Here is a 21,607-nt window from a genome sequence, read left to right on the forward strand (position 1 = left end):
CGGTCTGGCCGCTGGCCAGAAATCTACTCTCCCACCCGCCGCCACGAGGTCAGCGTCGTCAGGCCAATCGGGAAACACCGACGGGCCGGCCGGCCTCGAGGGTGCGCTTGATCTCGAAGGCCATGTCCTTGCCTGCGACGCGACGTCGGTGGTTCATCTTCGCCAGGTTCATCTTGGCCAGCTGCCAGGCCGCGACACCGGACGGCTCGGCGTGCAGGAAGTAGTGCAACACCACGCCGTCGAGCACCTTCTCCAGCCAGACCTCCATGGTCCCGGTCAGCGCACCCGTCACCTTCCAGCGGTGCCCGAGCTCTCCACGGTCCTCGACCACAGTCAGTCGCAAGTCGGGCCACCAGCGCCGCCAGCTCGCCTGATCGGCCACCGCCGCGCCCACAGCCACCGGGTCCGCCTCGACGAATGTCTCGTCGGCGATCTGGATGCTGTTCATGGCTGACAAGCTTCACATATGCGGCGTCTGAGCCTCGGGGCGGGCGACTAGGGTGGACATCACACCATCATTTGTCGATCCGGCTGAGAACACGAGAGGGCCGTCACGTGCGCGAGTTCAGCGTTCCCGCTTCCTTCACCGTCGACGAGCACGACAACGTCGCCAACGCGGTCTACGAGCATGAACGGATCAACCCCGACCACGTCATCTTCCAGCGCCTCGTCGACGGCACGTGGCGAGACGTCACATGCCGGGAAGCAGCCGCGCAGGTCCGCGGGATCGCGCAGGGGCTGATCGCGTCCGGCGTCGCTCCCGGCGATCGCGTCGCGATCCTGTCGGCCACCCGCTACGAGTGGCCGATCATCGACTTCGCCATCCTGTCGGTGGGCGCGGTGACGGTGCCGATCTACGAGACCAGCTCGGCCGAGCAGGTGCAGTTCGTGCTGTCGGACTCCGGCGCGGTGGCCGCGTTCGCAGAGACCAAGGACCACGTGCAGCGCATCGAAGCTCTGCGCGACCAATTGCCGCAGCTGCGCGCGGTGTACACCATCGACGGTCCCGTCACGGGGGCCATCGACGAGCTCACCGCAACCGGCCGCGACGTCGACCCGCAGGCAGTGGCCGACCGTCTGGCCGCCATCCGGTCAGCCGACCCGGCGACGTTGATCTACACCTCGGGCACCACGGGGCGCCCGAAGGGCTGCCAGCTGACCCACTCCAACCTGCTGTACGAGATCCGCGGATCCAAGGAGTGCTTCCCGGACCACCTCGCCAAGGGCGAGAAGCTGCTGGTGTTCCTGCCGCTGGCGCACGTGCTGGCCCGCGCGCTGACCATCGGCGCCTTCACCAGCGGAGTGACGCTGGGCTTCACCAGTGACATCAAGAATCTGGTGCCGATGTTCGCCGTGTTCAAACCGACGCTGGTCGTCTCGGTGCCGCGGGTGTTCGAGAAGGTGTACAACACCGCAGAGCTGAACGCCGAATCGGGCGGCAAGGGCAAGATTTTCGCGGCTGCGGTCGACACCGCGATCGAGTGGAGCAAGGCGCAGGACACGGGCGGACCAGGTCTGCTGCTGCGGCTCAAGCACGCGGTGTTCGACCGGTTGGTGTACGGAAAGCTTCGCGCCGCGCTCGGCGGCAACTGCCACGCCGCGATCTCCGGTGGCGCCCCGCTGGGTGCCCGGCTGGGCCACTTCTACCGCGGCGTGGGCCTGTCGATCTACGAGGGCTACGGGCTGACCGAGACCAGCGCCGCGATCACCGTGAACCGAGTCGGGGACCTGCGCGTCGGGTCGGTCGGGAAGCTGTTGCCCGGCAACAGCATGCGTCTGGGTGAGGACGGCGAGCTGCTGGTCAAGGGCGGCGTGGTGTTCAACGGCTACTGGCGCAACGAGGACGAGACCAACGCGGTGTTCACCGACGGCTGGTTCCACACCGGTGACCTCGGCGCGATCGACGACGACGGCTTCCTGACCATCGTGGGGCGCAAGAAGGAGATCATCGTCACCGCCGGCGGCAAGAACGTGGCGCCTGCGGTGCTCGAAGACCGGTTGCGCGCCCACCCGCTGATCAGTCAGGCGATGTGCGTCGGTGACGCCCAGCCGTTCATCGCGGCGCTGATCACCATCGACCCCGAAGCGTTCCCGGGCTGGAAGGACCGGCACGGCAAGGACGCCGCCGCAACGGTCGGTGACCTGGCCGCCGACCCCGTTCTGGTCGCCGAGATCGAGTTGGCGGTCAAGGAGGCCAATCAGGCGGTGTCGAAGGCCGAGCAGATCCGCAAGTTCACGATCCTGCCCGTCGACTTCACCGAGGAGACCGGCGAGCTGACTCCGACGCTGAAGGTCAAGCGCAAGGTCGTCGCCGAGAAGTTCGCCGCTGACATCGACGCGCTCTACGCGAAGAACTGACTACAGCAGCCGGGCCAGTCGCTGCGCCTGGCGTTGCCACTGCCAGTTGTCGAGCACCCACTGCCGGCCCGCTGCACCCATCGCGGCGGCCCGGCGGGGTTCGGCGAGCAGATCGCTGACGGCCGCGGCGATCGCTCCGACATCCCAGCCGTCGACCACGGTGCCCGTCTTCCCGTCGAGCACAGTCTCTGGCGCCCCGCCGGAGCGCCCGGCCACCACGGGCACACCGCTGGCCGAGGCCTCCAGATACACGATGCCCAGCCCCTCGACGTCCAGCCCGCCGCCGCGGGTGCGGCACGGCATCGCGAAGACGTCGGCCATCGCATGGTGGGCCGGCAGCTCCGCCGCCGGCACGCCATCGGTGAAGACGACGTGCTCGGCCACGCCGAACGTGTACGCCAGCCGGCGCAGCGACGTCCGGTACGGACCACCGCCGACGATGACGAGCGCAGCGTCGGGAACCCGCTGCCGGATCGCCGGAAATGCACGGATGAGCATGTCCTGGCCTTTGCGCGGCACCAGCCGCGACACGCAGACCACCACGGGTCGCCGGCCCAGTTGGTAACGGGCCCGCAGTTGCGCGCGCGCCACCTCGTCCGGCGTGAACCGCTGGGCGTCCACTCCGGGCGGGACGTGCTCGAGGGCGGCGTCGGGTCCGAACGCCGACGTGAACCGCCGCCGCGTGTAGGCGCTGATGTAGGTGACGATGTCGGTGTCATTACCGATGCGGCGCAACGCGTTTCGCGCAACCGGGAGCATCGACCAGCCGACTTCGTGGCCGTGGGTACTGGCGATCACGCGGCGCGCGCCGGCCGCGCGCGCCAGCGGCGAGAGGAGTGCCAACGGCGCGGCCGCGCCGAACCACACGGTGTCGATCCGCCGCTGCCGGATCAACCGCCGCATCCGCAGCGCGACGGCGGGTTCGGGCACCATCAGCGTGGTGGGATGGCGCACGATGTCGTACCCGACGGCGGCGGCGTCGTATTCCGGTGCGTCTTTCCACTTCGGCGCATACACGGTGATGTCGTGTTCTCGCGTATCGACCAGCTGGGTCACCAGCGCTTCCAGGTAGGCCTGGATACCGCCCGGCCGCGGCGGGTAGTCGTTCGTGACCAACAGGACCCTGCTCATGACGGACCCGCCGTCAGGGTCTTGAGGTCGACGCCGAGGACGTCGCGGACCGCCGTGGCGACATCGCGGTGCCCGGGCCCGCACGCAGCGACGTACACCTGGCGCAGCTTATCGGCGCCGAACGTCGCGGCGACGAACGAGGCGAACTGCCAGGCCCGGTCGTAGGCGGCTGACCGGCCGGCGCCGGGTGCGCTCAGCTCTGCGTCGGTGGGCAGCGCCGCCGGCCGGGCCGGGGTGGGTACCAGCGGGCGCGCCACGTAGTCGGCGACCCCCTCGGTGAGCCACACCGGGGCGTCGGCAGCGGTGGCGGGGCGTGCCGCGTAGTGAAAAAGCTCGTGCCGCAACACGATCCGCAGGTCTTCGTCGCTCATGGAGCCGGCTGCCGGCGAGAACATGACGCGGTCGGCGGTGGTGGTCGCGGCGACGTCGGGGCCGCCGGCGGCCAGCGTCGCGAACTGGTCCGCGGAGCCGGCGACGACGATCTCGATGTCACTGCGCCATTGCGGACCCCAGAACGCGGACACCGCGTCGACGGCGGCCGGCAGTTCGGCTGCGATGCTCGCGAGCAGAGCGGCACCGTCGGGTGCGCCGAGGTCGACGAGCTGCGTCTGGCGACCGTCGGGGGTGGTGACCGAGGTCAGCGCCGGAACGGTCGCCGGGGTGGCGAAGGTGGCCGACGCGCTCGGGGCCGCGAGGGTGGGGCCGCTGGGGGAACTGTCCGGACCGGCCACCAGGAGGACCGCGCAGATCAGCTCGGCTCCGAGGACGGCGCCGAGTCGACGCCGGTCGGCCGCGCGCCGATGGTCAGTAACGACGGACGTTGTAGATCGGCGCATTGTCCACCGGCGCGACCCGCACCGGCGTGCCGTAGGTGGACGCGTGCACCATCATGCCGTCGCCGATGTAGATGCCGACGTGCGACGCATCGGAGTAGTAGGTCACGAGATCACCGGGCTGCATCTGGTCCCGCGACACGGGCTGTCCGCCACGGGCCAGCGCCTGGCTTGAGTGCGGCAACGAGACACCGGCCTGCTGGAACGACCACATCACCAGACCCGAGCAGTCGAACGCGCTGGGCCCGGAGCCGCCCCACGAGTACGGAGAACCGATGCGGCTGAGCGCCGCCTGGATCACGGTGTTGGCCACCGGCGTGCCCGGCGCGGCCACGTCACCCGGCGGGATCGCGCCCGGCGCCGGCGGCGCAGGCGGCGCCGCCAGCACAGCCGGATCCTGACCGGGCGGAGGCGGCGGCAGCGGCGCACCCGGCGCCGGCGCTCCCGGCGCGGGCGGAGGCGGCGGCATCGCGGCCAGCGCGTCGCGCTGCGCCTGGGTCAGTGAGTCGTACTGCGCCTTGACCACGGCAATCTGGGCTTGGAGCTGACTCTGTTTGGCCTGCAGGTCCGCGCGCACCGCGGCGGCCTGCTCGGCGGCGGTCTTGGCTTCGGCGGCCGAAGCGGCCGAGGCCTTCTCGGCCAGTTCGGCCTGCTGACCGAGATCGATGAAGCGCGCCATCTGGGCCGACATCTCCGAGGCCATCACTCGTTGGATCGACAGTTGCTCGATCAGCCCCTGCGGCGAGGAGGCGGTCAGCATCGCGTCGAAGCCGGACGTGCGGCCACCCATGTACTGCGCTGCGGCGAGCCGGTCGACCTTGCCCTGATAGTCGGTGAGCTGCAGACGGGCCGACTCGAGGGCGGCGATGTCCTCAGCGTGCTTGGCCTCCGCCGCGCGCTGGATGTCGAGCTTGTTGTTGAGGTCCAACTGCGCCGAGTGCATGGCCTCGGTGGTCTGCTCGGCCTGACGGGACAACTGCTGGAGTTTGGCCAGCGCGTCTTCGGCGGGATCGGCGTGACCGTGCCCAGCGAGCATCCCGACGACAAGGGCCAAGCCGGCTATCGCACTGATGAAGATGCGTCGAGAACGACTGGTACTCCGGTGCGCGCGGTCGAACGTCAAGATTTCGTGTCCTTACAACTGCCGTAAACGAGCCGCCTCGAACTGCGATTAGGTCTCAGACAGGTTACGAAACGGCATCGGCCTTGTCCAACAAGAGACGCAAATTTAACAGTCGGTGCGCGTGATGCGCTGAGCCCCAACGATAACGCGTGTCGTCATGCCACACCCGCACCACCTTGTCGGTGGATGGGCACCAGACGCAACCTCGGCGCCAGCCCGACTTCGGCGAGCGCCTCGAGGGCCCGCTGCTCGTCGACGTGCAGCGTCTCGGGCACCCCGAGCAACACACTGACCACGCAGTCCTGGCATCCGGGGCCACGCACCGCGCAGTCGTCACAGTCGATGGTCAGCGTGCCGGTTTGGTCAGTGTTGTCGTCATCTCGGGTCATCACATCCGTCCTCTCGATCGGCGTCCAGCGCACGGTATCGACACCGACCGACAAGTCCTCCGACTCGGCGCGACGCCGCGTGTGTACCGGTATTTGTCACCGTCGCGGCTTACGTTTCTGCGCATGGATCAGTTGAGCTTCGCCGACATCGATCCATCGGCGGACCCGTTCGCCGGGCCGACGCTGCGGGAGACGACGTTCGTCGTCGTCGACCTCGAGACCACCGGTGGACGCGCCTCCGGGGACACGCACGACGAGATCACCGAGATCGGGGCGGTCAAGGTGCGCGGCGGCGAGGTCCTCGGCGAATTCGCCACCCTCGTCGACCCCGGACGCGCGATCCCGCCGCAGATCGTCGCGCTGACCGGCATCACCACCGCCATGGTCTACGACGCTCCGCGCATCGACGCGGTGCTCCCGGCGTTCCTGGAATTCTGCCGCGGCACCATCCTGGTCGCCCACAACGCGGGCTTCGACATCGGTTTCCTGCGCGCGGCCGCCGAACGCCACCACCTGCCGTGGCCCAAACCGCCCGTGCTGTGCACGGTTCGACTGGCCCGCCGGGTGCTGACCCGCGACGAGGCGCCCAGCGTGCGACTCTCGGCGCTGGCCCAGCTGTTCGGCGCGACCACCCGACCCACCCACCGCGCGCTCGACGACGCCCGCGCCACCGTCGATGTGCTGCACGGGCTCATCGAGCGCGTCGGCAACCAAGGCGTCCACACCTACGCCGAACTGAAGTCCTACCTGCCCGACGTCACCCCGGCCCAGCGTGCCAAGCGACACCTGGCGCGGGCACTCCCCCGCAGCCCCGGCGTGTACCTGTTCCGGGGACCGTCCCGGGAGGTTCTCTACGTCGGCACCGCCGTCGACCTGCGCCGCCGGGTCACCCAGTACTTCAACGGCGCCGACCCGCGCACCCGGATGAAGGAGATGGCCTCGCTGGCCACCGCGGTCGATCACGTCGAGTGCGCGCATGACCTCGAGGCCGGCGTACGCGAACTGCGTCTGCTGGCCGCACATGCCCCGCCCTACAACCGGCGGTCGAAGTTCCCGCACCGGTGGTGGTGGCTGACGCTGACCGACGAACCGTTCCCACGATTCTCGGCGGTGCGGACGCCGCGCACCGACACTGCGATCGGCCCGTTCCGCGCGCGGGCGGACGCGTACGACGCGGCAGAGCTGATCGCGCGGCTCACCGGCCTCCGCACCTGCACCACCCGGCTGGCACGTTCGGCCATGCACGGACCCCGATGTCCCGAACGCGAGATCGCACCGTGCCCGACCGCCCGGGGAATGGACGCCGACGCCTACGGCGCCACTGTCCGACACGCGCTGGCGTTCATGGAGGGCCGGGACAGCCGGCCGCTGGAGGTGGTGCTCACCGAGATCGCCGACCTGGCACAGCGCCACCGCTACGAGACAGCCGCGCGGTTGCGCGACCGCGCGGCCGCCGCGATCGACGTGCTCTGGCGGGGTCAACGCCTACGGTCGCTGACGACGCTGGGAGAACTCGTCGCGGCACGGCCCGACGGTCACCGGGGTTGGCACCTCGCGGTGATTCGGCACGGCCGGCTCGCCGCGGCCGGCTGCGCGCCGCGCGGCGTGCCACCGATGCCGGTGGTCGATGCGCTGTGCGCCGCCGCCGAAACCGTGCTGCCGGAGCCCGGTCCGCTGGGCGGAGCGCTGATCGAGGAGACCGCGCTCATCGCGCGCTGGCTGAGCCAGCCGGGAGTGCGGATCGTCCGCGCTGAGGAGGGCTACTGCACGCCGATCGGCGCCGCCGGACGCTGGGCGGACTGGGCGGCCACGGCGCGGTCCGCGCGGCTCGCGGCCGAACAGGCCGTCAGTTCAGAGCTGCTGACTGAACCGCACCCAACGCGCGAGCAGCTGTTCGGCCGCCCCGGAGTCGATCGCGTCCTTGGCGCGGGCCAGGCCGGACTCCCAGGCCGGAACCCACTTGGCGTCGCTGGATAGCCCGGCGTGGGCGACCATCGCCCCGGCCGCGTTGAGCAGCACCGCGTCCCGCACCGGCCCCTTGGCTCCGCCGAGCACCGCGCGCGCCTCGGCCGCGTTGGACTCCGCGTCGCCACCCACCAGCTCAGAAATCTCGGCGCGCGCGAAACCGAACGCGGCCGGATCGAACGTCAGCCGTTCCACGGTGCCGGCCTGAACGCGCCAAATCGTGCTGGTGGTCGTCGTCGTCAACTCGTCCAGGCCGTCGTCGCCGTGCACCACCAGCGCGCTGGACCCACGCGCGGCGAACACGCCGGCCATCACCTCCGACAGATCCGCCCAGGCACAGCCGATCAGACCGGCGCGCGGCCTGGCCGGGTTGGTCAGCGGCCCGAGCAGGTTGAAGACCGTCGGCACCCCCATCTCGCGGCGCACCGCGCCGGCATGCCGGTACGACGGATGGAACTGCGGGGCGAACGCGAAACCGATGCCGATCTCGGCGACGCTGCGCGCCACCTCGTCGGGCCCCAGATCGATCCGCAGCCCGAGCGCTTCGAGGGTGTCGGCACCGCCGGACAGCGAGGACGCGGCACGGTTACCGTGCTTGACCACCGGCACTCCGGCCGCCGCCACCACGATCGAGGCCATCGTCGAGAGGTTGACGGTGTTGGCGCCGTCCCCGCCGGTGCCCACGATGTCGACGGTCGCGGTACCGATCGTGTCCGTCGGCACCGGGACCGCGTGCTTGAGCATGATGTCGGCCATCTCGGTGACTTCCGCCGACGTGGGCCGCTTCATCTTCATCGACACACCGAACGCGGCAATCTGCGCCGGTGTTGCGGTGCCCGTCATGATCTGGTCCATCGCCCACGCTGTCTGGCCTGGCAGGAGCGATTGGTTGGTGGTCAACCTGCCCAGGATGACCGGCCAGGTCGGCTCGTTTCCGCGTCCCGTCGAGCCGGCGCCGGACTGGGGAGAAGGAGAAGTCACCCGCTGATTATGACGAATTGCCAGACCCGGGTGGAGTTCGACAACTACAAAGCGTCATACTTGCTCCTGTGACGAGCGTTGTAGGTACTTCGGGAACTGCCATAACGTCGCGCGTACATTCGCTGAACCGGCCGAACATGGTCAGTGTCGGCACGATCGTCTGGCTTTCCAGTGAACTCATGTTCTTTGCTGGACTGTTCGCGATGTACTTCACCGCGCGTGCCCAATCCGGTGGCGAGTGGCCGCCGCCACCAACCGAGTTGAACCTCGCCCTGGCGGTGCCGGTGACGCTGGTGCTGATCGCGTCGTCCTTCACCTGCCAGATGGGCGTGTTCGCGGCCGAGCGCGGCGATGTGTTCGGGCTGCGACGCTGGTACGCACTGACCCTGGCGATGGGCACGTTCTTCGTGCTCGGCCAGGGCTACGAGTACCTCCATCTGGTCGAGCACGGCACCACCATCGCCGGCAGCGCCTACGGCACTGTCTTCTACCTCGCGACCGGTTTCCACGGCCTGCACGTGATCGGCGGTCTGGTGGCGTTCGTCCTGCTGCTCTTCCGCACCAAGATGAGCAAGTTCACGCCGGCTCAGGCCACCGCGGCCATCGTGGTGTCGTACTACTGGCACTTCGTCGACATCGTGTGGATCGCGTTGTTCGCCGTCATCTACTTCGTCCGATGATCGGCTCGCCGATGAGTCCGATGATCGGCTCGCCGATGTGTCCGTTTATCGGCGTCCGATGCGTTCGATGATCAACTCGCGGATGAGGAAGACCTCTCCAAACCAGCGGATGAGAAGGGGTTCGATGCCTAGCAAGGCACCTGGAGCCGGTGGTCCGGCGACCATGAAACGCCGTCGGCTGCGCCGTCGGTTGTCGGCAGCGTTGCTGCTCGGTCTGGGTCTGACGTTTGCCGGCGGACTGGCCGCGACGCTGACCCCGACACCGCAGGTCGCGGTGGCCGACGAGTCGGCATCGGCGATGCTGCGCACCGGCCAGCAGCTCTACGAGACCTCGTGCGTGTCCTGCCACGGCGTCAACCTGCAGGGTGTGGCCGACCGCGGCCCCAGCCTGATCGGCGTGGGCGAGGCCGCCGTCTACTTCCAGGTCTCGACCGGCCGGATGCCGGCGATGCGCAACGAGGCCCAGGCCCCCGAGAAGGCGCCGCTGTTCGACGAGGGGCAGACCGACGCGCTGGGCGCCTACATCCAGGCCAACGGCGGCGGCCCCGTCGTCCCGCGCGACGAGAACGGCGAGGTCGCCGGACACTCGCTGCGTGGCGACAACCTCGCCCGCGGCGGCGACCTGTTCCGTCTGAACTGCGCGTCGTGCCACAACTTCACCGGTAAGGGCGGCGCACTGTCGTCGGGCAAGTACGCGCCCGATCTGGGCAACGCCAACGAAGCGCAGATCTACACCGCGATGCTGACCGGCCCGCAGAACATGCCCAAGTTCTCCGACCGGCAGCTGTCGCCGGACGAGAAGCGCGACATCGTGGCCTACGTCCGCGATTCGGCAGAAAGTAGATCCCCCGGCGGGCTCGGCCTCGGCGGCTTCGGCCCGACGTCGGAGGGCATGGTGGCGTGGATCGTCGGCATGGTGGCCATCATCGCCGGCGCGCTGTGGATCGGAGCACGGGCATGAGCGACAACCGCGACGACGACCTGAGGGGTACCGACGCACCGGGACAGACCGGAGAGCCGGGACAGCCCACCGACGCTGAACTCGCGCGGATGTCGCGCGAGGAGCTGGTCGAACTCGGCGGCAGACTCGACGGGGTCGAGGTCATCTACAAGGAGCCGCGCTGGCCGATTCCCGGCACCAAGGCCGAGAAGCGCGCCGAGCGCGCGGTGGCCTACTGGCTGCTGCTGGCCGGGTTCTCCGGGCTGGCACTGCTTTTGATCTTCCTGTTCTGGCCCTGGGAGTGGCAGCCCACCGGCTCCGAAGGTGAGTTCGTCTACTCGCTGGCCACCCCGCTCTATGGCCTGACGTTCGGCTTGTCCGTCCTGGCCATCGGCATCGGCGCCGTGCTGTACCAGAAGAAGTTCATCCCCGAGGAGATCTCGGTTCAGGACCGCCACGACGGGAGCTCCCCCGAGCTGCACCGCAAGACCGTGACGGCCAACCTCACCGATGCGCTGGAGGGCTCAACCCTCAAGCGCCGCAAGTTGATCGGCCTGTCGCTGGGTATCGGCTTCGGAGCCTTCGGTGTCGGCACCCTGGTGGCCTTCATGGGCGGTTTGATCAAGAACCCGTGGAAGCCGGTCGTGCCCACGGCCGAGGGCATGAAGGCCGAGTTGTGGACGTCGGGATGGACGCCGCGCTTCGAGGGCGAGACCATCTACCTGGCTCGCGCCACCGGACGGCCCGGCAATTCGCCCTACGTCAAGATGCGGCCAGAGGACCTCGACGCCGGCGGCATGGAGACGGTGTACCCGTGGCGTGAATCCGATGGCGACGGCACCACCGTCGAGTCCGAGCACAAGCTGTTCGACATCTCGATGGGCGTGCGCAACCCCGTCATGTTGATCCGCATCAAGCCGGGCGACATGTCACGCGTGGTCAAGCGCCGCGGGCAGGAGAGCTTCAACTTCGGTGAGCTGTTCGCGTACACGAAGGTCTGCTCGCACCTGGGCTGCCCGTCGTCGCTGTACGAGCAGCAGACCTACCGCATCCTGTGCCCCTGCCACCAGTCGCAGTTCGACGCACTGGAATTCGCCAAGCCGATCTTCGGCCCGGCCGCCCGCGCCCTGGCGCAGCTGCCGATCACGGTCGACCAGGACGGCTACCTCGTCGCCAACGGCGACTTCATCGAACCCGTCGGACCGGCATTCTGGGAGCGCAAGTCATGAGCCCACGTCTAGACGCAGCCGCGATCGCGGCCCGGCAGGGAAACGCGATCGACTCGCGGTACCACCCCTCGGCGGCCGTGCGGCGGCAGCTCAACAAGGTCTTCCCGACGCACTGGTCGTTCCTGCTCGGTGAGATCGCGATGTACAGCTTCCTCGTGCTGCTCCTCACCGGCGTCTGGCTGACGTTGTTCTTCGACCCGTCGATGGCACACGTCACCTACGACGGCGTCTACCAGCCGCTGCGCGGCGTGGGGATGTCGCGGGCCTACGAGACGACCCTGGACATCAGCTTCGAGATTCGCGGCGGTCTGTTCGTCCGCCAGGTCCACCACTGGGCCGCTCTGCTGTTCGCGGCGTCGATCATGGTGCACCTCGCGCGCATCTTCTTCACCGGCGCGTTCCGGCGCCCGCGTGAGGCGAACTGGGTCATCGGCTCGCTGCTGCTGATCCTCGCGATGTTCGAGGGCTTCTTCGGCTACTCGCTGCCTGACGACCTGCTGTCGGGTACCGGTATCCGCGCCGCCCTGTCGGGCATCACGATGGGCATCCCGGTGGTCGGCACCTGGCTGCACTGGGCGCTGTTCGGCGGCGACTTCCCCGGCGACATCCTCATTCCCCGCCTGTATGCCCTGCACATCCTGCTGATTCCGGGCATCATCCTGGCGCTCATCGGTGTGCACCTCGCGCTGGTGTGGTTCCAGAAGCACACCCAGTTCCCCGGCCCGGGCCGCACCGAGACGAACGTGGTCGGCGTGCGCGTCATGCCGGTGTTCGCCGTGAAGTCCGGCGCGTTCTTCGCCGTCACCGTCGGCGTCCTGGGTCTGATGGGCGGTCTGCTGCAGATCAACCCGGTGTGGAACCTGGGGCCGTACAACCCGTCGCAGGTCTCGGCGGGTAGCCAGCCGGACTTCTACATGATGTGGACCGACGGTTTGATCCGTCTGTGGCCGGCGTGGGAGTTCTACATCGGCAACTACACGATCCCGCAGGGCGTGTGGGTGGCCGTCGGTATGGGTCTGATCTTCGCCCTGCTGATCGCCTACCCGTTCCTGGAGAAGAAGTTGACCGGTGACGACGCGCACCACAACCTCTTGCAGCGGCCGCGTGACGCTCCGACACGCACGGCCATCGGCGCCGCAGCGATCTCGTTCTACCTGCTGCTGACCTTCGCCTGCATGAACGACATCATCGCGCTGAAGTTCAACATCTCGCTGAACGCGACGACCTGGATCGGTCGCGTGGGCATGGTGTTGCTGCCGGCGATCGTCTACTACGTCACCTACCGGTGGGCGGTCGGTCTGCAGCGCAGCGACCGTGAGGTGCTGGAGCACGGTATCGAGACCGGCATCATCAAGCGGTTGCCGCACGGCGCCTACGTCGAGCTGCACCAGCCGCTCGGCCCGGTCGACGAGCACGGCCACGCGATTCCGCTGGAGTACCAGGGCGCAGCTCTGCCGAAGCGGATGAACAAGCTGGGTTCCAGCGGTGCACCGGGAACGGGTGGCTTCCTGTCGGCCGATCCGATCGCCGAGCACGAGGCGCTGACCGAAGCCGCCCATGCTGCCGAGCGCAAGGCCCTCACGGCCCTGCGCGAGGTGCAGGAGCGCAACAGCGCGGGCAACGGCAACGGTTCGACCAACGGGCATCACTGACACCCGAAGAACTAAGTACGACAAGCTGATCCGTCTCGGCCGACAGGCCGGGGCGGATCAGCTTTTTGCGCTCCCCTCCCCCGACGTCGTGCGCCCACGGCGGAAAACCAGCCCAGTCGCCGCCACCACCGCACACCCGCTGCACGGCGAGGACCCAACCGCCCCCACGATCCGTCAGCGCAGGGCCACACAGCACAGCCGGCCGTCGTCAACCAACCAACGCGCACTCACGGCGACCGACCCCAACCAACGTGCACTCAGGGCGGAAAACCAGGCCGGTCGCCGCCACCACCGCACGCCCGCTGCACGGCGGAGACCCAACCGCCCCCACGATCCGTCAGCACAAGGCCACACAGCACAGCCGGCCGTCGTCAACCAACCAACGTGCACTCACGGCGACCGACCCCAACCAACGTGCACTCACGGCGGAAAACCAGCCCAGTCGCCGCCACCACCGCACACCCGCTGCACGGCGAAGACCCAACCACCCCCACGATCCGTCAGCACAGGGCCACACAGCACAGCCGGCCGTCGTCAACCAACCAACGTGCGCTCACGGCGACCGACCCCAACCAACGTGCACTCACGGCGCAAAACCAGCCCAGTCGCCGCCACCACCGCACACCCGCTGCACGGCGAAGACCCAACCGCCCCCACGGTCCGTCAGCACAGGGCCACACAGCACAGCCGGCCGTCGTCAACCAACCAACGTGCGCTCACGGCGACCGACCCCAACCAACGTGCACTCACGGCGCAAAACCAGCCCGGTCACCGCCACCACCGCACACCCGCGAACGCGCACGCTCGGCGACAGAGCCGGCAGAACGGCAGGGAAAGAGGCTCAGGACTCCAGCGCGGTACCGAGCTCGCGCAGGAAGTACCACGGAATGGCGGCCATCGCGACGGTCACCACCGCAGCGAGGCCGTACAGCACCCAGGCCACCACGTCCGTGCCGACAGCCATCAGATATGTCGACACCCCGACCAGCAGCGTGGCGACTCCCATCGCACCGGCCAGCGAGGTGGTGCAGCGCAGCCAGATCTGGTCGACGAGCGGCGACACGCGAGATGCTGTCGGTTCAGCCGACGCCTGTGGCCGCGGCGGCGCCGCGGCCGTCGCCGGAGGCACGCGCAGCTTCTCGGTCGGCGCCTCCGCACCACGCACGGGAGCGCTGACGGGCTCCTCGACCGGAGGTGCCGGCGCGGCGGGACGCGACTCGGTCGCTCGCCGCGCGCGCAGCAGCAGCGGCACCGCGGCGGCGATGACGGCCGCCGACACGGCGATGACGACATAGAGCACCCACGGCGTCCCCGTGTCGCCGGATGAGTCGACGTGGCCACGCCCGAGGTCGACCAGCGCGACCGTCGCGGCAACGGCGGACCCCAAAGCGGCCAACCACACCACTGCAGCGCCGACCAGCAGCAACCGGTCGTTGCGCTCGAGGGCGAACGGATCGAAGGTGATCCGCGACCGATTCGCGGAATCCGTCAGAGATGTCATCACTGGGCTCGCTAGCAGCTGGTCTGGGCGGCGTTGTTGGTGTTCGACGACAACACTTCGCCGTCGCTGGTGGTGATCGAACAGTTCAGCCGGCTCACCAGGAACAGGCTGGAGGCCTGCACGGAGCCGACCTCGGACTGCGAGATCGGGGTCACCGTCAGCGACCACGGGATGTAGACGTTGCGCTGGGTGCGGCTGCGCCCGGACGCGTCGATGTAGGTGACGGTGATGATGTCGCCGGGGGCCTTGGTCCCGGTCACCGAGTAGGTGACCTGGCGCGGCCCGGCCCGTGTGGTGGTCGGCGGCGGAGGCGGCGCTTCGCTCGTCGTCGGCGGAGTGGTCGTGGTGATCTCGTCCTGCACCGGCGGCAGGGAGCTGGTCGTCGTCTGCGGAGTGGCCAGATTTTCGGTCTCGCTCCGGGTGACCAGCACAGAAACCGACACCACCAGAGCCACCGCGGCGATGATCGCGACCACCCCGACCACCCAGGGCCAGCGGGGCGGATCCTGCGGCTCACCCACATCGGCGGCCGGGTCGTAGCTGTCGTAGTCATAGAGTCCCGCGTCGCCGGCGACGTACGGTGCGCTGACGAACTGTTCGGACTCGGGAGCCGAGTAGGCCCGCGGGTACTCCTCGGCCGCTCCGGCGTCGAACGCGTCGCCGTGGGAGGACGGCTGGCCCGGCTCCTCGCCTGGGAAATCCGCGCCGCCTGAGTCCGGTCCGGGGGGATTGGGCCCGCTCATCTACGCTAGTCCTTCTCGCCTGGCTGTCCGGCACCGGCGGGGGCCGTCACCGGCCCACGGTGCCCCGGCAACACTACCCAACGGGAGCACCGAAACGAGACGCTCACCGCCCGTTGCGGGCGAACTCATGCCTGATTGTGACCTTGCCCGGAAGGGCCGGCCGGGCACGCCGGACTCAGTGCTTCTCGGGTCCGATGTGGTACTCGAAGACCAGGCCGGAAACGGTTGCGATCACAAAGCAGATACCGGCGATGATCAGCCACGGCAGCCAGAACGCCAGCCCGACCGCGGTGACCGAGGCGGACAGCGCGATGAAGATGGGCCACCAGCTGTGCGGGCTGAAGAAGCCGAGTTCACCGGCGCCGTCGGCGATTTCGGCGTCTTCGTAGTCCTCGGGGCGGGTGTCGAGACGGCGGGCCACGAAGCGGAAGAACGTGCCGGTGATCAGCGTCAGACCGGTGGTCAGAACCAACGCGGTGGTGCCGGCCCACTCGACGCCGCCCTGGGCGAAGACCGCGGTCAGCCCGCCGTACACGATGGCGGACAGCGCGAAGAACGCCGTGAGGAACTCGAACAACCTGGCTTCGATATGCATCTGCTGTCCTACCTGTTCGCCTGGGCAATCTCAGGGGCACCCTCGCCGCGCCGCGTGTCGAACGGGCGCGTGGTGACTGCCACCGGGGACTGGTTGATCGCTTCCAGCGCCTCGGCGTTGGAGCGGCCGGCGATGCGCTGGTCGAGATAGGCCTTGAAGTCGTTGGGCTCGACGACCCGGACCTCGAAGTTCATCATCGCGTGGTAGGTGCCGCACATCTCGGCGCAGCGCCCGACGAACGCGCCGGTCTCGGTGATCTCGCTGACCTGGAACTTGTTGTCCGAGTTGTTCTGCTCGGGGTTCGGGTTCACGTCGCGCTTGAACAGGAACTCCGGCACCCAGAACGCGTGGATGACGTCGGCCGAGGCGATCTGGAACTCGATCCGCTTGCCCTTGGGCAGGACCAGGACCGGGATCTCGTTCGACGAGCCGAGGGTCTCGACCTTGTCGAAGTTCAGGTAGCTGCGGTCCTGGGGGTCCAGTCCGGCGATGGCGCCGACGCGCTCCTTGCCGTGGCTGTCCACGCCGCTGGGCTTGGAGGCCACCGCTTCCTTGCGCTCGTTGTCGACGCCGTCATAGGTCAGCGTGCCGTCGGCGAAGTTCACCGACTGGTAGCCGAACTTCCAGTTCCACTGGAACGCGGTGACGTCCACCACGACCTCGGGGTTGGGGTCCTTGTGCAGCATCTTCTCCTGCACCACCACGGTGAAGTAGAAGAGCACCGAGATGATCAGGAACGGCGTCACGGTCAGCGCCAGTTCCAGGGGCATGTTGTAGCCGAACTGACGGGGCAGTTCGGTGTCGCCCTTCTTCTTGCGGTGGAACAGGCTGGTCCAGAACAGCAGGATGTAGACGATGGCCCCGACGACGAGCGCGGCGATCAACGAGCCGATCCACAGCTCCCGGTTCGCGTGCGCTTCGGGAGTGATGCCCTTGGGCCATCCCAAACCGAGAACGTCTGACCAACTGCATCCGCTGAGCAGGACCGCCGTCCCTCCCAGGAGCAGGGACAATGCCACCAACTTAAGGCCGCGAGCGGACACGTTGGCGCCTCCTACCAAGTTCGTTGGACCGCCGTGCGGTCGACGGTTGCACTGAATACTACGCAGCGTAGACCACCCGATTCCAGCGAACCCAAGCGACCGTCACTCGACCGCCGTGGCGGGCCGGAACGGCCGCACCGATTAGGCATACTGGCGCGGTGTGCGGACTGCTGGCGCTGGTGACCGACCCTGCAACTGAGGTGTCTTCGGACGTCGTCGAGACCGTCTCCGGGGCCACCGCGTTGATGCGTCACCGTGGCCCCGACGAACCCGGCACCTGGAACGACGACCGTGTGGTGCTGGGCTTCAACCGGCTGTCGATCATCGACATCGCGCACAGTCATCAGCCGCTGCGCTGGGGGCCGCCGGAGGCGCCGCAACGCTATGCGCTGGTGTTCAACGGCGAGATCTACAACTACCTGGAGTTGCGCGACACCCTGCGCGCGGAGTTCGGCGCCCGCTTCCACACCGACGGCGACGGGGAGACCATCCTGGCCGCCTACCACCACTGGGGCACCGACGCCCTGACCCGGCTGCGCGGCATGTTCGCGTTCGCGCTGTGGGACAGCGTCGAGCAGGAGCTGCTGTGCGCACGCGACCCGTTCGGCATCAAGCCGCTGTATCTCGCCACCAGCGCTGCGGGCACGGTCGTCGGCAGCGAGAAGAAATGCCTGCTGGAGGTCGCCGGACCGTTGGGCATCGACCTGACGCTGGACGACCGGGCGGTGCAGCACTACACGGTGCTGCAGTACGTCCCTGAACCCGAGACGCTGCACCGCGGGGTCCGCCGCCTGGAGTCGGGCAGCTATGCGCGGATCCGTCCGGGGCAAGCGCCGCAGATCACCCGCTACTTCCATCCCACGTTCGACGCGGTCCCGTTCCCGGCGTCGGGTTCTGCGCAGCAGGAGCGCTACGACGAGATCACCGCGGTCCTGGAGGACTCGGTGGCCAAGCACATGCGCGCCGATGTGACGGTCGGGGCGTTCCTGTCCGGAGGTATCGACTCGACCGCGATCGCGGCGCTGGCCATGCGGCACAATCCGCGGCTGATCACGTTCACCACCGGCTTCGAGCGCGAGGGTTTCTCCGAGGTCGACGTCGCGGTGGCCTCGGCCGAGGCGATCGGCGCCCGCCACGTCACCAAGGTGGTCAGCCAGGCCGAGTTCGTCGAAGCGCTCCCGGAGATCGTCTGGTACCTCGACGAGCCGGTCGCCGACCCCGCGCTGGTCCCGCTCTTCTTCATCGCCCGCGAAGCGCGCAAACACGTCAAGGTGGTGCTCTCCGGCGAGGGCGCCGACGAGCTGTTCGGCGGCTACACGATCTATCGGGAACCGTTGTCGCTCAAGCCGTTCGACTACCTTCCCCGCGGACTGCGCAAGTCGGTGGGCAGGGTGGCCGCACCACTGCCGGAGGGGATGCGCGGCAAGAGTCTGCTGCACCGCGGCTCGTTGACGCTCGAGGAGCGCTACTACGGCAACGCGCGCAGCTTCTCCGACGCGCAGCTGCGCGCGGTGTTGCCCCGGTTCCGGCCGGAATGGGTGCACACCGACGTCACCGCACCGGTGTATGCACGCTCGGAGGGTTGGGATCCGGTGGCGCGGATGCAGCACATCGACCTTTTCACGTGGCTGCGCGGCGACATCCTGGTCAAGGCCGACAAGATGACGATGGCCAACTCACTGGAGCTGCGGGTGCCGTTCCTGGATCCGGAGGTGTTCGCGGTCGCGTCGCGCCTGCCCCACGACCAGAAGATCACCCGGTCGACCACGAAGTACGCGCTGCGTCGGGCGCTGGAACCGATCGTGCCGGCCCATGTGCTGAACCGGCCCAAGCTGGGGTTCCCGGTGCCGATCCGGCATTGGCTGCGTGCCGGGGAACTCCTGGACTGGGCGTATGCCACGGTGGCGTCCTCCGGCGCGGGCGACTACGTCGACCTTGCGGCGGTCCGGTCAATGCTCGACGAGCACCGCAACGGCACCACCGATCACAGCCGCCGCCTGTGGACGGTGCTGATCTTCATGCTGTGGTACGCGATCTTCGTCGACGAGACGGTGACGCCGACGATCCAGGAGCCGCACTACCCGGTGCAGCTCTAAGCGAGCGCTTGGGCGATCTCCTGGCCGGCCTGCTCGCCGTAGGCGGCGGTGAGCCGTTGCATCGCGGAGTCCTTGTCCCACGACCATTCCTGCGGGCCGGGGGCCTCGAGGACCAGTGTGGCCACCAGGGACGCCAGCTGGGCGGCCCGCTCCAGGGACAGGCCGGCGTCGCGGCCGGTCAGGAAGCCGGCGCGGAACGCGTCGCCGATGCCGGTGGGGTCCTCTTTGTGGGTCTCGGGAACCACGTCGACATGGATGAAGGTGCCGTCGCGGCCGACGAGGTCGACGCCCTTCTCCCCCAGCGTCGTGACCCGCAGCTGGATCTGGCTCATCACCTCGGCCTCCGACCAACCGGACTTCTGCAGGAGCAGGTCCCACTCGTAGTCGTTGGTGAACAGGTAGGTGGCGCCGTCGATGAGCCGCCGGATCTCCTCACCTGAGAGGCGGGCCAGCTGCTGGCTGGGGTCGGCGGCGAACGCCAGGCCCAGCGCGCGGCACTCCTCGGTGTGTCCGAACATCGCGTCGGGATCGTTGGCGCCGATGATCACCAGATCCGGTGCGCCGCCGCGCTCCACGATGTCGGCGAGCTTGATGTTGCGGGCCTCGGACATCGCGCCGGGATAGAAGGACGCGATCTGGGCCATGTCCACGTCGGTGGTGCACACGAAACGGGCGGTGTAGGCACTGTCGGAGACCAGCACGTGATCACAGTTGACGCCGTGGGAGGTCAGCCAGTCGCGGTACTCGTCGAAGTCCTTGCCGACGGCCCCGACCAGCGTGGGGTTGCCGCCGAGGATGCCCATCGCGTAGGCCATGTTGCCGGCGACACCGCCGCGGTGCAGAACCAGGTCATCGACGAGGAAGCTCAGGGACACCTTCTGCAGGTGGTCGGCGAGCAGCTGCTCGGAGAACTTCCCCGGGAAGCGCATCAGATGGTCAGTTGCAATCGATCCGGTCACCGCTATGGTCACGCAGTCGCACCCTTCATGTCGTGAGTCCCGCCCCGTTGTGTCTGTTGTCACCGGCTCGACGAACCGCGTGGACGAATCCCGTTCACCATAGTGTCGTCTCGGGCCGGCGGCTCGTCTCACCCCGTCACCTCGGTCGCGGACCCGAAGCCTCCGACCGGAGTTGCGCTAACCTGCGTATGAATCGCAGCGCAGTATTTGCACGCTGCCGTGCCGTATCCAGCGAACCCTCGGGAGAACATGTATGACTGGTCCGTACCCGCCCCCATACGGCGCTGGACCAGCAGGCCCGCAGAACTATCCGCAACCGCAGTACGGCGCACAGCCGTATCCGGGGAGTTTCTCGGGCGGCTACTCAGGCGGTTTCGATGGGGGTTATCCGGGGGCGCTGCCGCCCCCGGTCCCGTATCCGCCGCGGCGACGCAAGTGGGTGATCGGCGGGGTGGTGGCGCTGGCCGTCGTCGCTTTGGCGGGCGGGGCGATCGCGGTGGCGGTGTCCGGTGACGACGCAGACGAGGCGGCGGGTGGGCCGTTGACGGAGGCGGCCGCGCAGGCCGCGATCCAGGACTACGTGGACGCTCTGAACAACGGTGACGCCGAGGCGGTGGCCCGCCACACGTTGTGCGGGCTGTTCGATGCGGTGAAGGAGAAGCGATCGGATCTGGCGCTGGCCAGCTTGTCCAGCGATGCGTTCCGCAAGCAGTACAGCAGCGCGCAGGTGACGTCGATCGACAAGATGGTGCGGTCGTCGCCGACGCAGGCTCAGGTGTTGTTCACCATCCGGGTCACGCCGAAGACGTCGTCGTCGCGCAATCAGCCGAAGGAAGCCGACGAGCAGGCCGTCGCGCAGGTGTTGTCGATGGACGACCAGGTGCTGGTGTGTTCGTACCTGCCGCGCACGGCCGGCCAGTACTGATACCGACCGGCCGCCGCGGGCGGATCAGTTGAAGGAGTCGCCGCAGGCGCAGGAGCCGGTGGCGTTGGGGTTGTCGATGGTGAACCCCTGCTTCTCGATGGTGTCGACGAAGTCGATGGAGGCGCCCTGCACGTAGGGGGCGCTCATCCGGTCGACGGTCAGGTTGACGCCACCGAATTCGACGGTCAGGTCGCCATCGAGCTCCCGGTCGTCGAAGAAGAGGTTGTAGCGCAGTCCGGCGCAGCCGCCGGGCTGGACGGCGATCCGCAGCGCGAGGTCGTCGCGGCCCTCCTGGTCGAGCAGCGCCTTCGCCTTGGCAGCAGCGGCGTCCGTCAGGATCACGCCGTGTTGTGCCTGCACTGCCGACTCGTCCTGAACAGTCATCGAATCTCCTGTGTGATGTACGTGGGCGGAGCCCCTCCTACCCGTGGCTCCACATCGTCAACCGTACCCGCTCGCGACCG

General features: G+C 68.4%; 19 protein-coding genes and 1 pseudogene. 8 read left to right on the forward strand and 12 right to left on the reverse strand.

From position 1 onward, the window contains the following. Positions 1-58 precede the first annotated feature (58 nt). The gene (locus tag ACQI46_RS06080) at positions 59-448 is read right to left on the reverse strand and encodes a polyketide cyclase / dehydrase and lipid transport (protein WP_427093068.1); all 390 of its coding nucleotides are present in this window, start codon (positions 446-448) and stop codon (positions 59-61) included. Between the two features lie 107 nt (positions 449-555). Here ACQI46_RS06080 and ACQI46_RS06085 point away from each other — a divergent pair, with 107 nt between their 5' ends. Then, on the forward strand, positions 556-2,358 hold the full coding sequence (locus ACQI46_RS06085) for an AMP-dependent synthetase/ligase (RefSeq protein ID WP_427093069.1): 1,803 nt from the start codon (positions 556-558) through the stop codon (positions 2,356-2,358). Here the strand turns inward: ACQI46_RS06085 and ACQI46_RS06090 are convergent, their stop codons facing one another. The 4 genes from ACQI46_RS06090 to ACQI46_RS06105 form a co-directional block, all read right to left on the reverse strand. Then, entirely contained in the window at positions 2,359-3,489 is a 1,131-nt protein-coding gene (locus ACQI46_RS06090; protein ID WP_427093070.1) for a glycosyltransferase family 4 protein, read from the reverse strand. It lies immediately after the preceding gene. Further along, a complete protein-coding gene (locus ACQI46_RS06095) occupies positions 3,486-4,325 on the reverse strand; it encodes a peptidase (protein ID WP_427093071.1) in 840 nt (279 codons plus the stop codon). The genes ACQI46_RS06090 and ACQI46_RS06095 overlap by 4 nt, the downstream gene beginning before the upstream one ends. Then, the gene (ripC, locus tag ACQI46_RS06100; RefSeq protein WP_427093072.1) at positions 4,294-5,445 is read right to left on the reverse strand and encodes a peptidoglycan hydrolase RipC; all 1,152 of its coding nucleotides are present in this window, start codon (positions 5,443-5,445) and stop codon (positions 4,294-4,296) included. The genes ACQI46_RS06095 and ripC overlap by 32 nt, the downstream gene beginning before the upstream one ends. 155 nt (positions 5,446-5,600) lie before the next feature. Beyond that, a complete protein-coding gene (locus tag ACQI46_RS06105; RefSeq protein ID WP_427093073.1) occupies positions 5,601-5,834 on the reverse strand; it encodes a hypothetical protein in 234 nt (77 codons plus the stop codon). A 123-nt stretch (positions 5,835-5,957) separates the two neighbouring features. Here ACQI46_RS06105 and ACQI46_RS06110 point away from each other — a divergent pair. Next, positions 5,958-7,748 (forward strand): annotated as a pseudogene (locus ACQI46_RS06110) (DEDD exonuclease domain-containing protein); the annotation flags it as partial. On the opposite strand, the gene trpD reads toward ACQI46_RS06110, so the two are convergent. After that, positions 7,686-8,780 (reverse strand): anthranilate phosphoribosyltransferase, encoded by a 1,095-nt coding sequence (trpD, locus tag ACQI46_RS06115; RefSeq protein ID WP_427093074.1) that lies wholly within the window; start codon positions 8,778-8,780, stop codon positions 7,686-7,688. The pseudogene ACQI46_RS06110 and the gene trpD overlap by 63 nt on opposite strands. 68 nt (positions 8,781-8,848) lie before the next feature. Here trpD and ACQI46_RS06120 point away from each other — a divergent pair, with 68 nt between their 5' ends. The 4 genes from ACQI46_RS06120 (at position 8,849) to ACQI46_RS06135 (ending at position 13,281) form a co-directional block, all read left to right on the forward strand. Next, positions 8,849-9,460, forward strand: coding sequence for a cytochrome c oxidase subunit 3 (locus tag ACQI46_RS06120; protein ID WP_427093075.1), 612 nt, complete (start codon positions 8,849-8,851; stop codon positions 9,458-9,460). A 124-nt stretch (positions 9,461-9,584) separates the two neighbouring features. Beyond that, on the forward strand, positions 9,585-10,421 hold the full coding sequence (locus tag ACQI46_RS06125) for a c-type cytochrome (RefSeq protein WP_427093076.1): 837 nt from the start codon (positions 9,585-9,587) through the stop codon (positions 10,419-10,421). Then, positions 10,418-11,629 (forward strand): ubiquinol-cytochrome c reductase iron-sulfur subunit, encoded by a 1,212-nt coding sequence (locus ACQI46_RS06130; protein WP_427093077.1) that lies wholly within the window; start codon positions 10,418-10,420, stop codon positions 11,627-11,629. The genes ACQI46_RS06125 and ACQI46_RS06130 overlap by 4 nt, the downstream gene beginning before the upstream one ends. Continuing rightward, positions 11,626-13,281, forward strand: coding sequence for a cytochrome b (locus ACQI46_RS06135; protein WP_427093078.1), 1,656 nt, complete (start codon positions 11,626-11,628; stop codon positions 13,279-13,281). Before ACQI46_RS06130 ends, ACQI46_RS06135 begins: the two co-directional genes overlap by 4 nt. An 841-nt stretch (positions 13,282-14,122) precedes the next feature. On the opposite strand, the gene ACQI46_RS06140 is transcribed toward ACQI46_RS06135, so the two are convergent. The 4 genes from ACQI46_RS06140 to ACQI46_RS06155 all read right to left on the reverse strand — a co-directional run bounded on the left by ACQI46_RS06140 (position 14,123) and on the right by ACQI46_RS06155 (position 17,244). After that, entirely contained in the window at positions 14,123-14,782 is a 660-nt protein-coding gene (locus ACQI46_RS06140; protein WP_427093079.1) for a DUF2561 family protein, read from the reverse strand. A gap of 11 nt (positions 14,783-14,793) precedes the next feature. Next, positions 14,794-15,525, reverse strand: a complete 732-nt coding sequence (locus ACQI46_RS06145) for an MmpS family transport accessory protein (protein ID WP_427093080.1) — start codon at positions 15,523-15,525, stop codon at positions 14,794-14,796. Between the two features lie 175 nt (positions 15,526-15,700). Next, a complete protein-coding gene (locus tag ACQI46_RS06150) occupies positions 15,701-16,120 on the reverse strand; it encodes a cytochrome c oxidase subunit 4 (RefSeq protein ID WP_427093081.1) in 420 nt (139 codons plus the stop codon). An 8-nt stretch (positions 16,121-16,128) separates the two neighbouring features. After that, on the reverse strand, positions 16,129-17,244 hold the full coding sequence (locus tag ACQI46_RS06155; protein ID WP_427093201.1) for a cytochrome c oxidase subunit II: 1,116 nt from the start codon (positions 17,242-17,244) through the stop codon (positions 16,129-16,131). Between the two features lie 77 nt (positions 17,245-17,321). Here ACQI46_RS06155 and asnB point away from each other — a divergent pair, with 77 nt between their 5' ends. Beyond that, positions 17,322-19,259, forward strand: a complete 1,938-nt coding sequence (gene asnB, locus ACQI46_RS06160) for an asparagine synthase (glutamine-hydrolyzing) (protein WP_427093082.1) — start codon at positions 17,322-17,324, stop codon at positions 19,257-19,259. Here asnB and ACQI46_RS06165 read toward each other — a convergent pair. Continuing rightward, complete coding sequence (locus ACQI46_RS06165; protein ID WP_427093083.1) at positions 19,256-20,230, reverse strand: carbohydrate kinase family protein; 975 nt, start codon at positions 20,228-20,230, stop codon at positions 19,256-19,258. The two genes, asnB and ACQI46_RS06165, sit on opposite strands and share 4 nt — an antisense overlap. Positions 20,231-20,471: 241 nt before the next feature. On the opposite strand from ACQI46_RS06165, the gene ACQI46_RS06170 reads away from it, so the two are divergent. Then, positions 20,472-21,143, forward strand: a complete 672-nt coding sequence (locus ACQI46_RS06170; protein ID WP_427093084.1) for a hypothetical protein — start codon at positions 20,472-20,474, stop codon at positions 21,141-21,143. Positions 21,144-21,167: 24 nt separating this feature from the next. On the opposite strand, the gene ACQI46_RS06175 is transcribed toward ACQI46_RS06170, so the two are convergent. Next, complete coding sequence (locus ACQI46_RS06175) at positions 21,168-21,527, reverse strand: HesB/IscA family protein (RefSeq protein WP_427093085.1); 360 nt, start codon at positions 21,525-21,527, stop codon at positions 21,168-21,170. Between the last annotated feature and the right edge of the window lie 80 nt (positions 21,528-21,607).

It is taken from the genome of Mycobacterium sp. SMC-4 (assembly GCF_050205565.1).
In the GTDB taxonomy this organism is placed as follows: domain Bacteria; phylum Actinomycetota; class Actinomycetes; order Mycobacteriales; family Mycobacteriaceae; genus Mycobacterium.

Bases quoted from the DNA above. Each gene is read 5' to 3' on its own strand.
- ACQI46_RS06080 (WP_427093068.1), bottom strand. From the start codon at position 448: ATGAACAGCATCCAGATCGCCGACGAGACATTCGTCGAGGCGGACCCG.
- ACQI46_RS06090 (WP_427093070.1), bottom strand. From the start codon at position 3,489: ATGAGCAGGGTCCTGTTGGTCACGAACGACTACCCGCCGCGGCCGGGC.
- ACQI46_RS06095 (WP_427093071.1), bottom strand. From the start codon at position 4,325: ATGCGCCGATCTACAACGTCCGTCGTTACTGACCATCGGCGCGCGGCC.
- ACQI46_RS06105 (WP_427093073.1), bottom strand. From the start codon at position 5,834: ATGACCCGAGATGACGACAACACTGACCAAACCGGCACGCTGACCATC.
- ACQI46_RS06125 (WP_427093076.1), top strand. From the start codon at position 9,585: ATGCCTAGCAAGGCACCTGGAGCCGGTGGTCCGGCGACCATGAAACGC.
- ACQI46_RS06130 (WP_427093077.1), top strand. From the start codon at position 10,418: ATGAGCGACAACCGCGACGACGACCTGAGGGGTACCGACGCACCGGGA.
- ACQI46_RS06135 (WP_427093078.1), top strand. From the start codon at position 11,626: ATGAGCCCACGTCTAGACGCAGCCGCGATCGCGGCCCGGCAGGGAAAC.
- ACQI46_RS06140 (WP_427093079.1), bottom strand. From the start codon at position 14,782: ATGACATCTCTGACGGATTCCGCGAATCGGTCGCGGATCACCTTCGAT.
- ACQI46_RS06145 (WP_427093080.1), bottom strand. From the start codon at position 15,525: ATGAGCGGGCCCAATCCCCCCGGACCGGACTCAGGCGGCGCGGATTTC.
- ACQI46_RS06150 (WP_427093081.1), bottom strand. From the start codon at position 16,120: ATGCATATCGAAGCCAGGTTGTTCGAGTTCCTCACGGCGTTCTTCGCG.
- ACQI46_RS06170 (WP_427093084.1), top strand. From the start codon at position 20,472: ATGACTGGTCCGTACCCGCCCCCATACGGCGCTGGACCAGCAGGCCCG.
- ACQI46_RS06175 (WP_427093085.1), bottom strand. From the start codon at position 21,527: ATGACTGTTCAGGACGAGTCGGCAGTGCAGGCACAACACGGCGTGATC.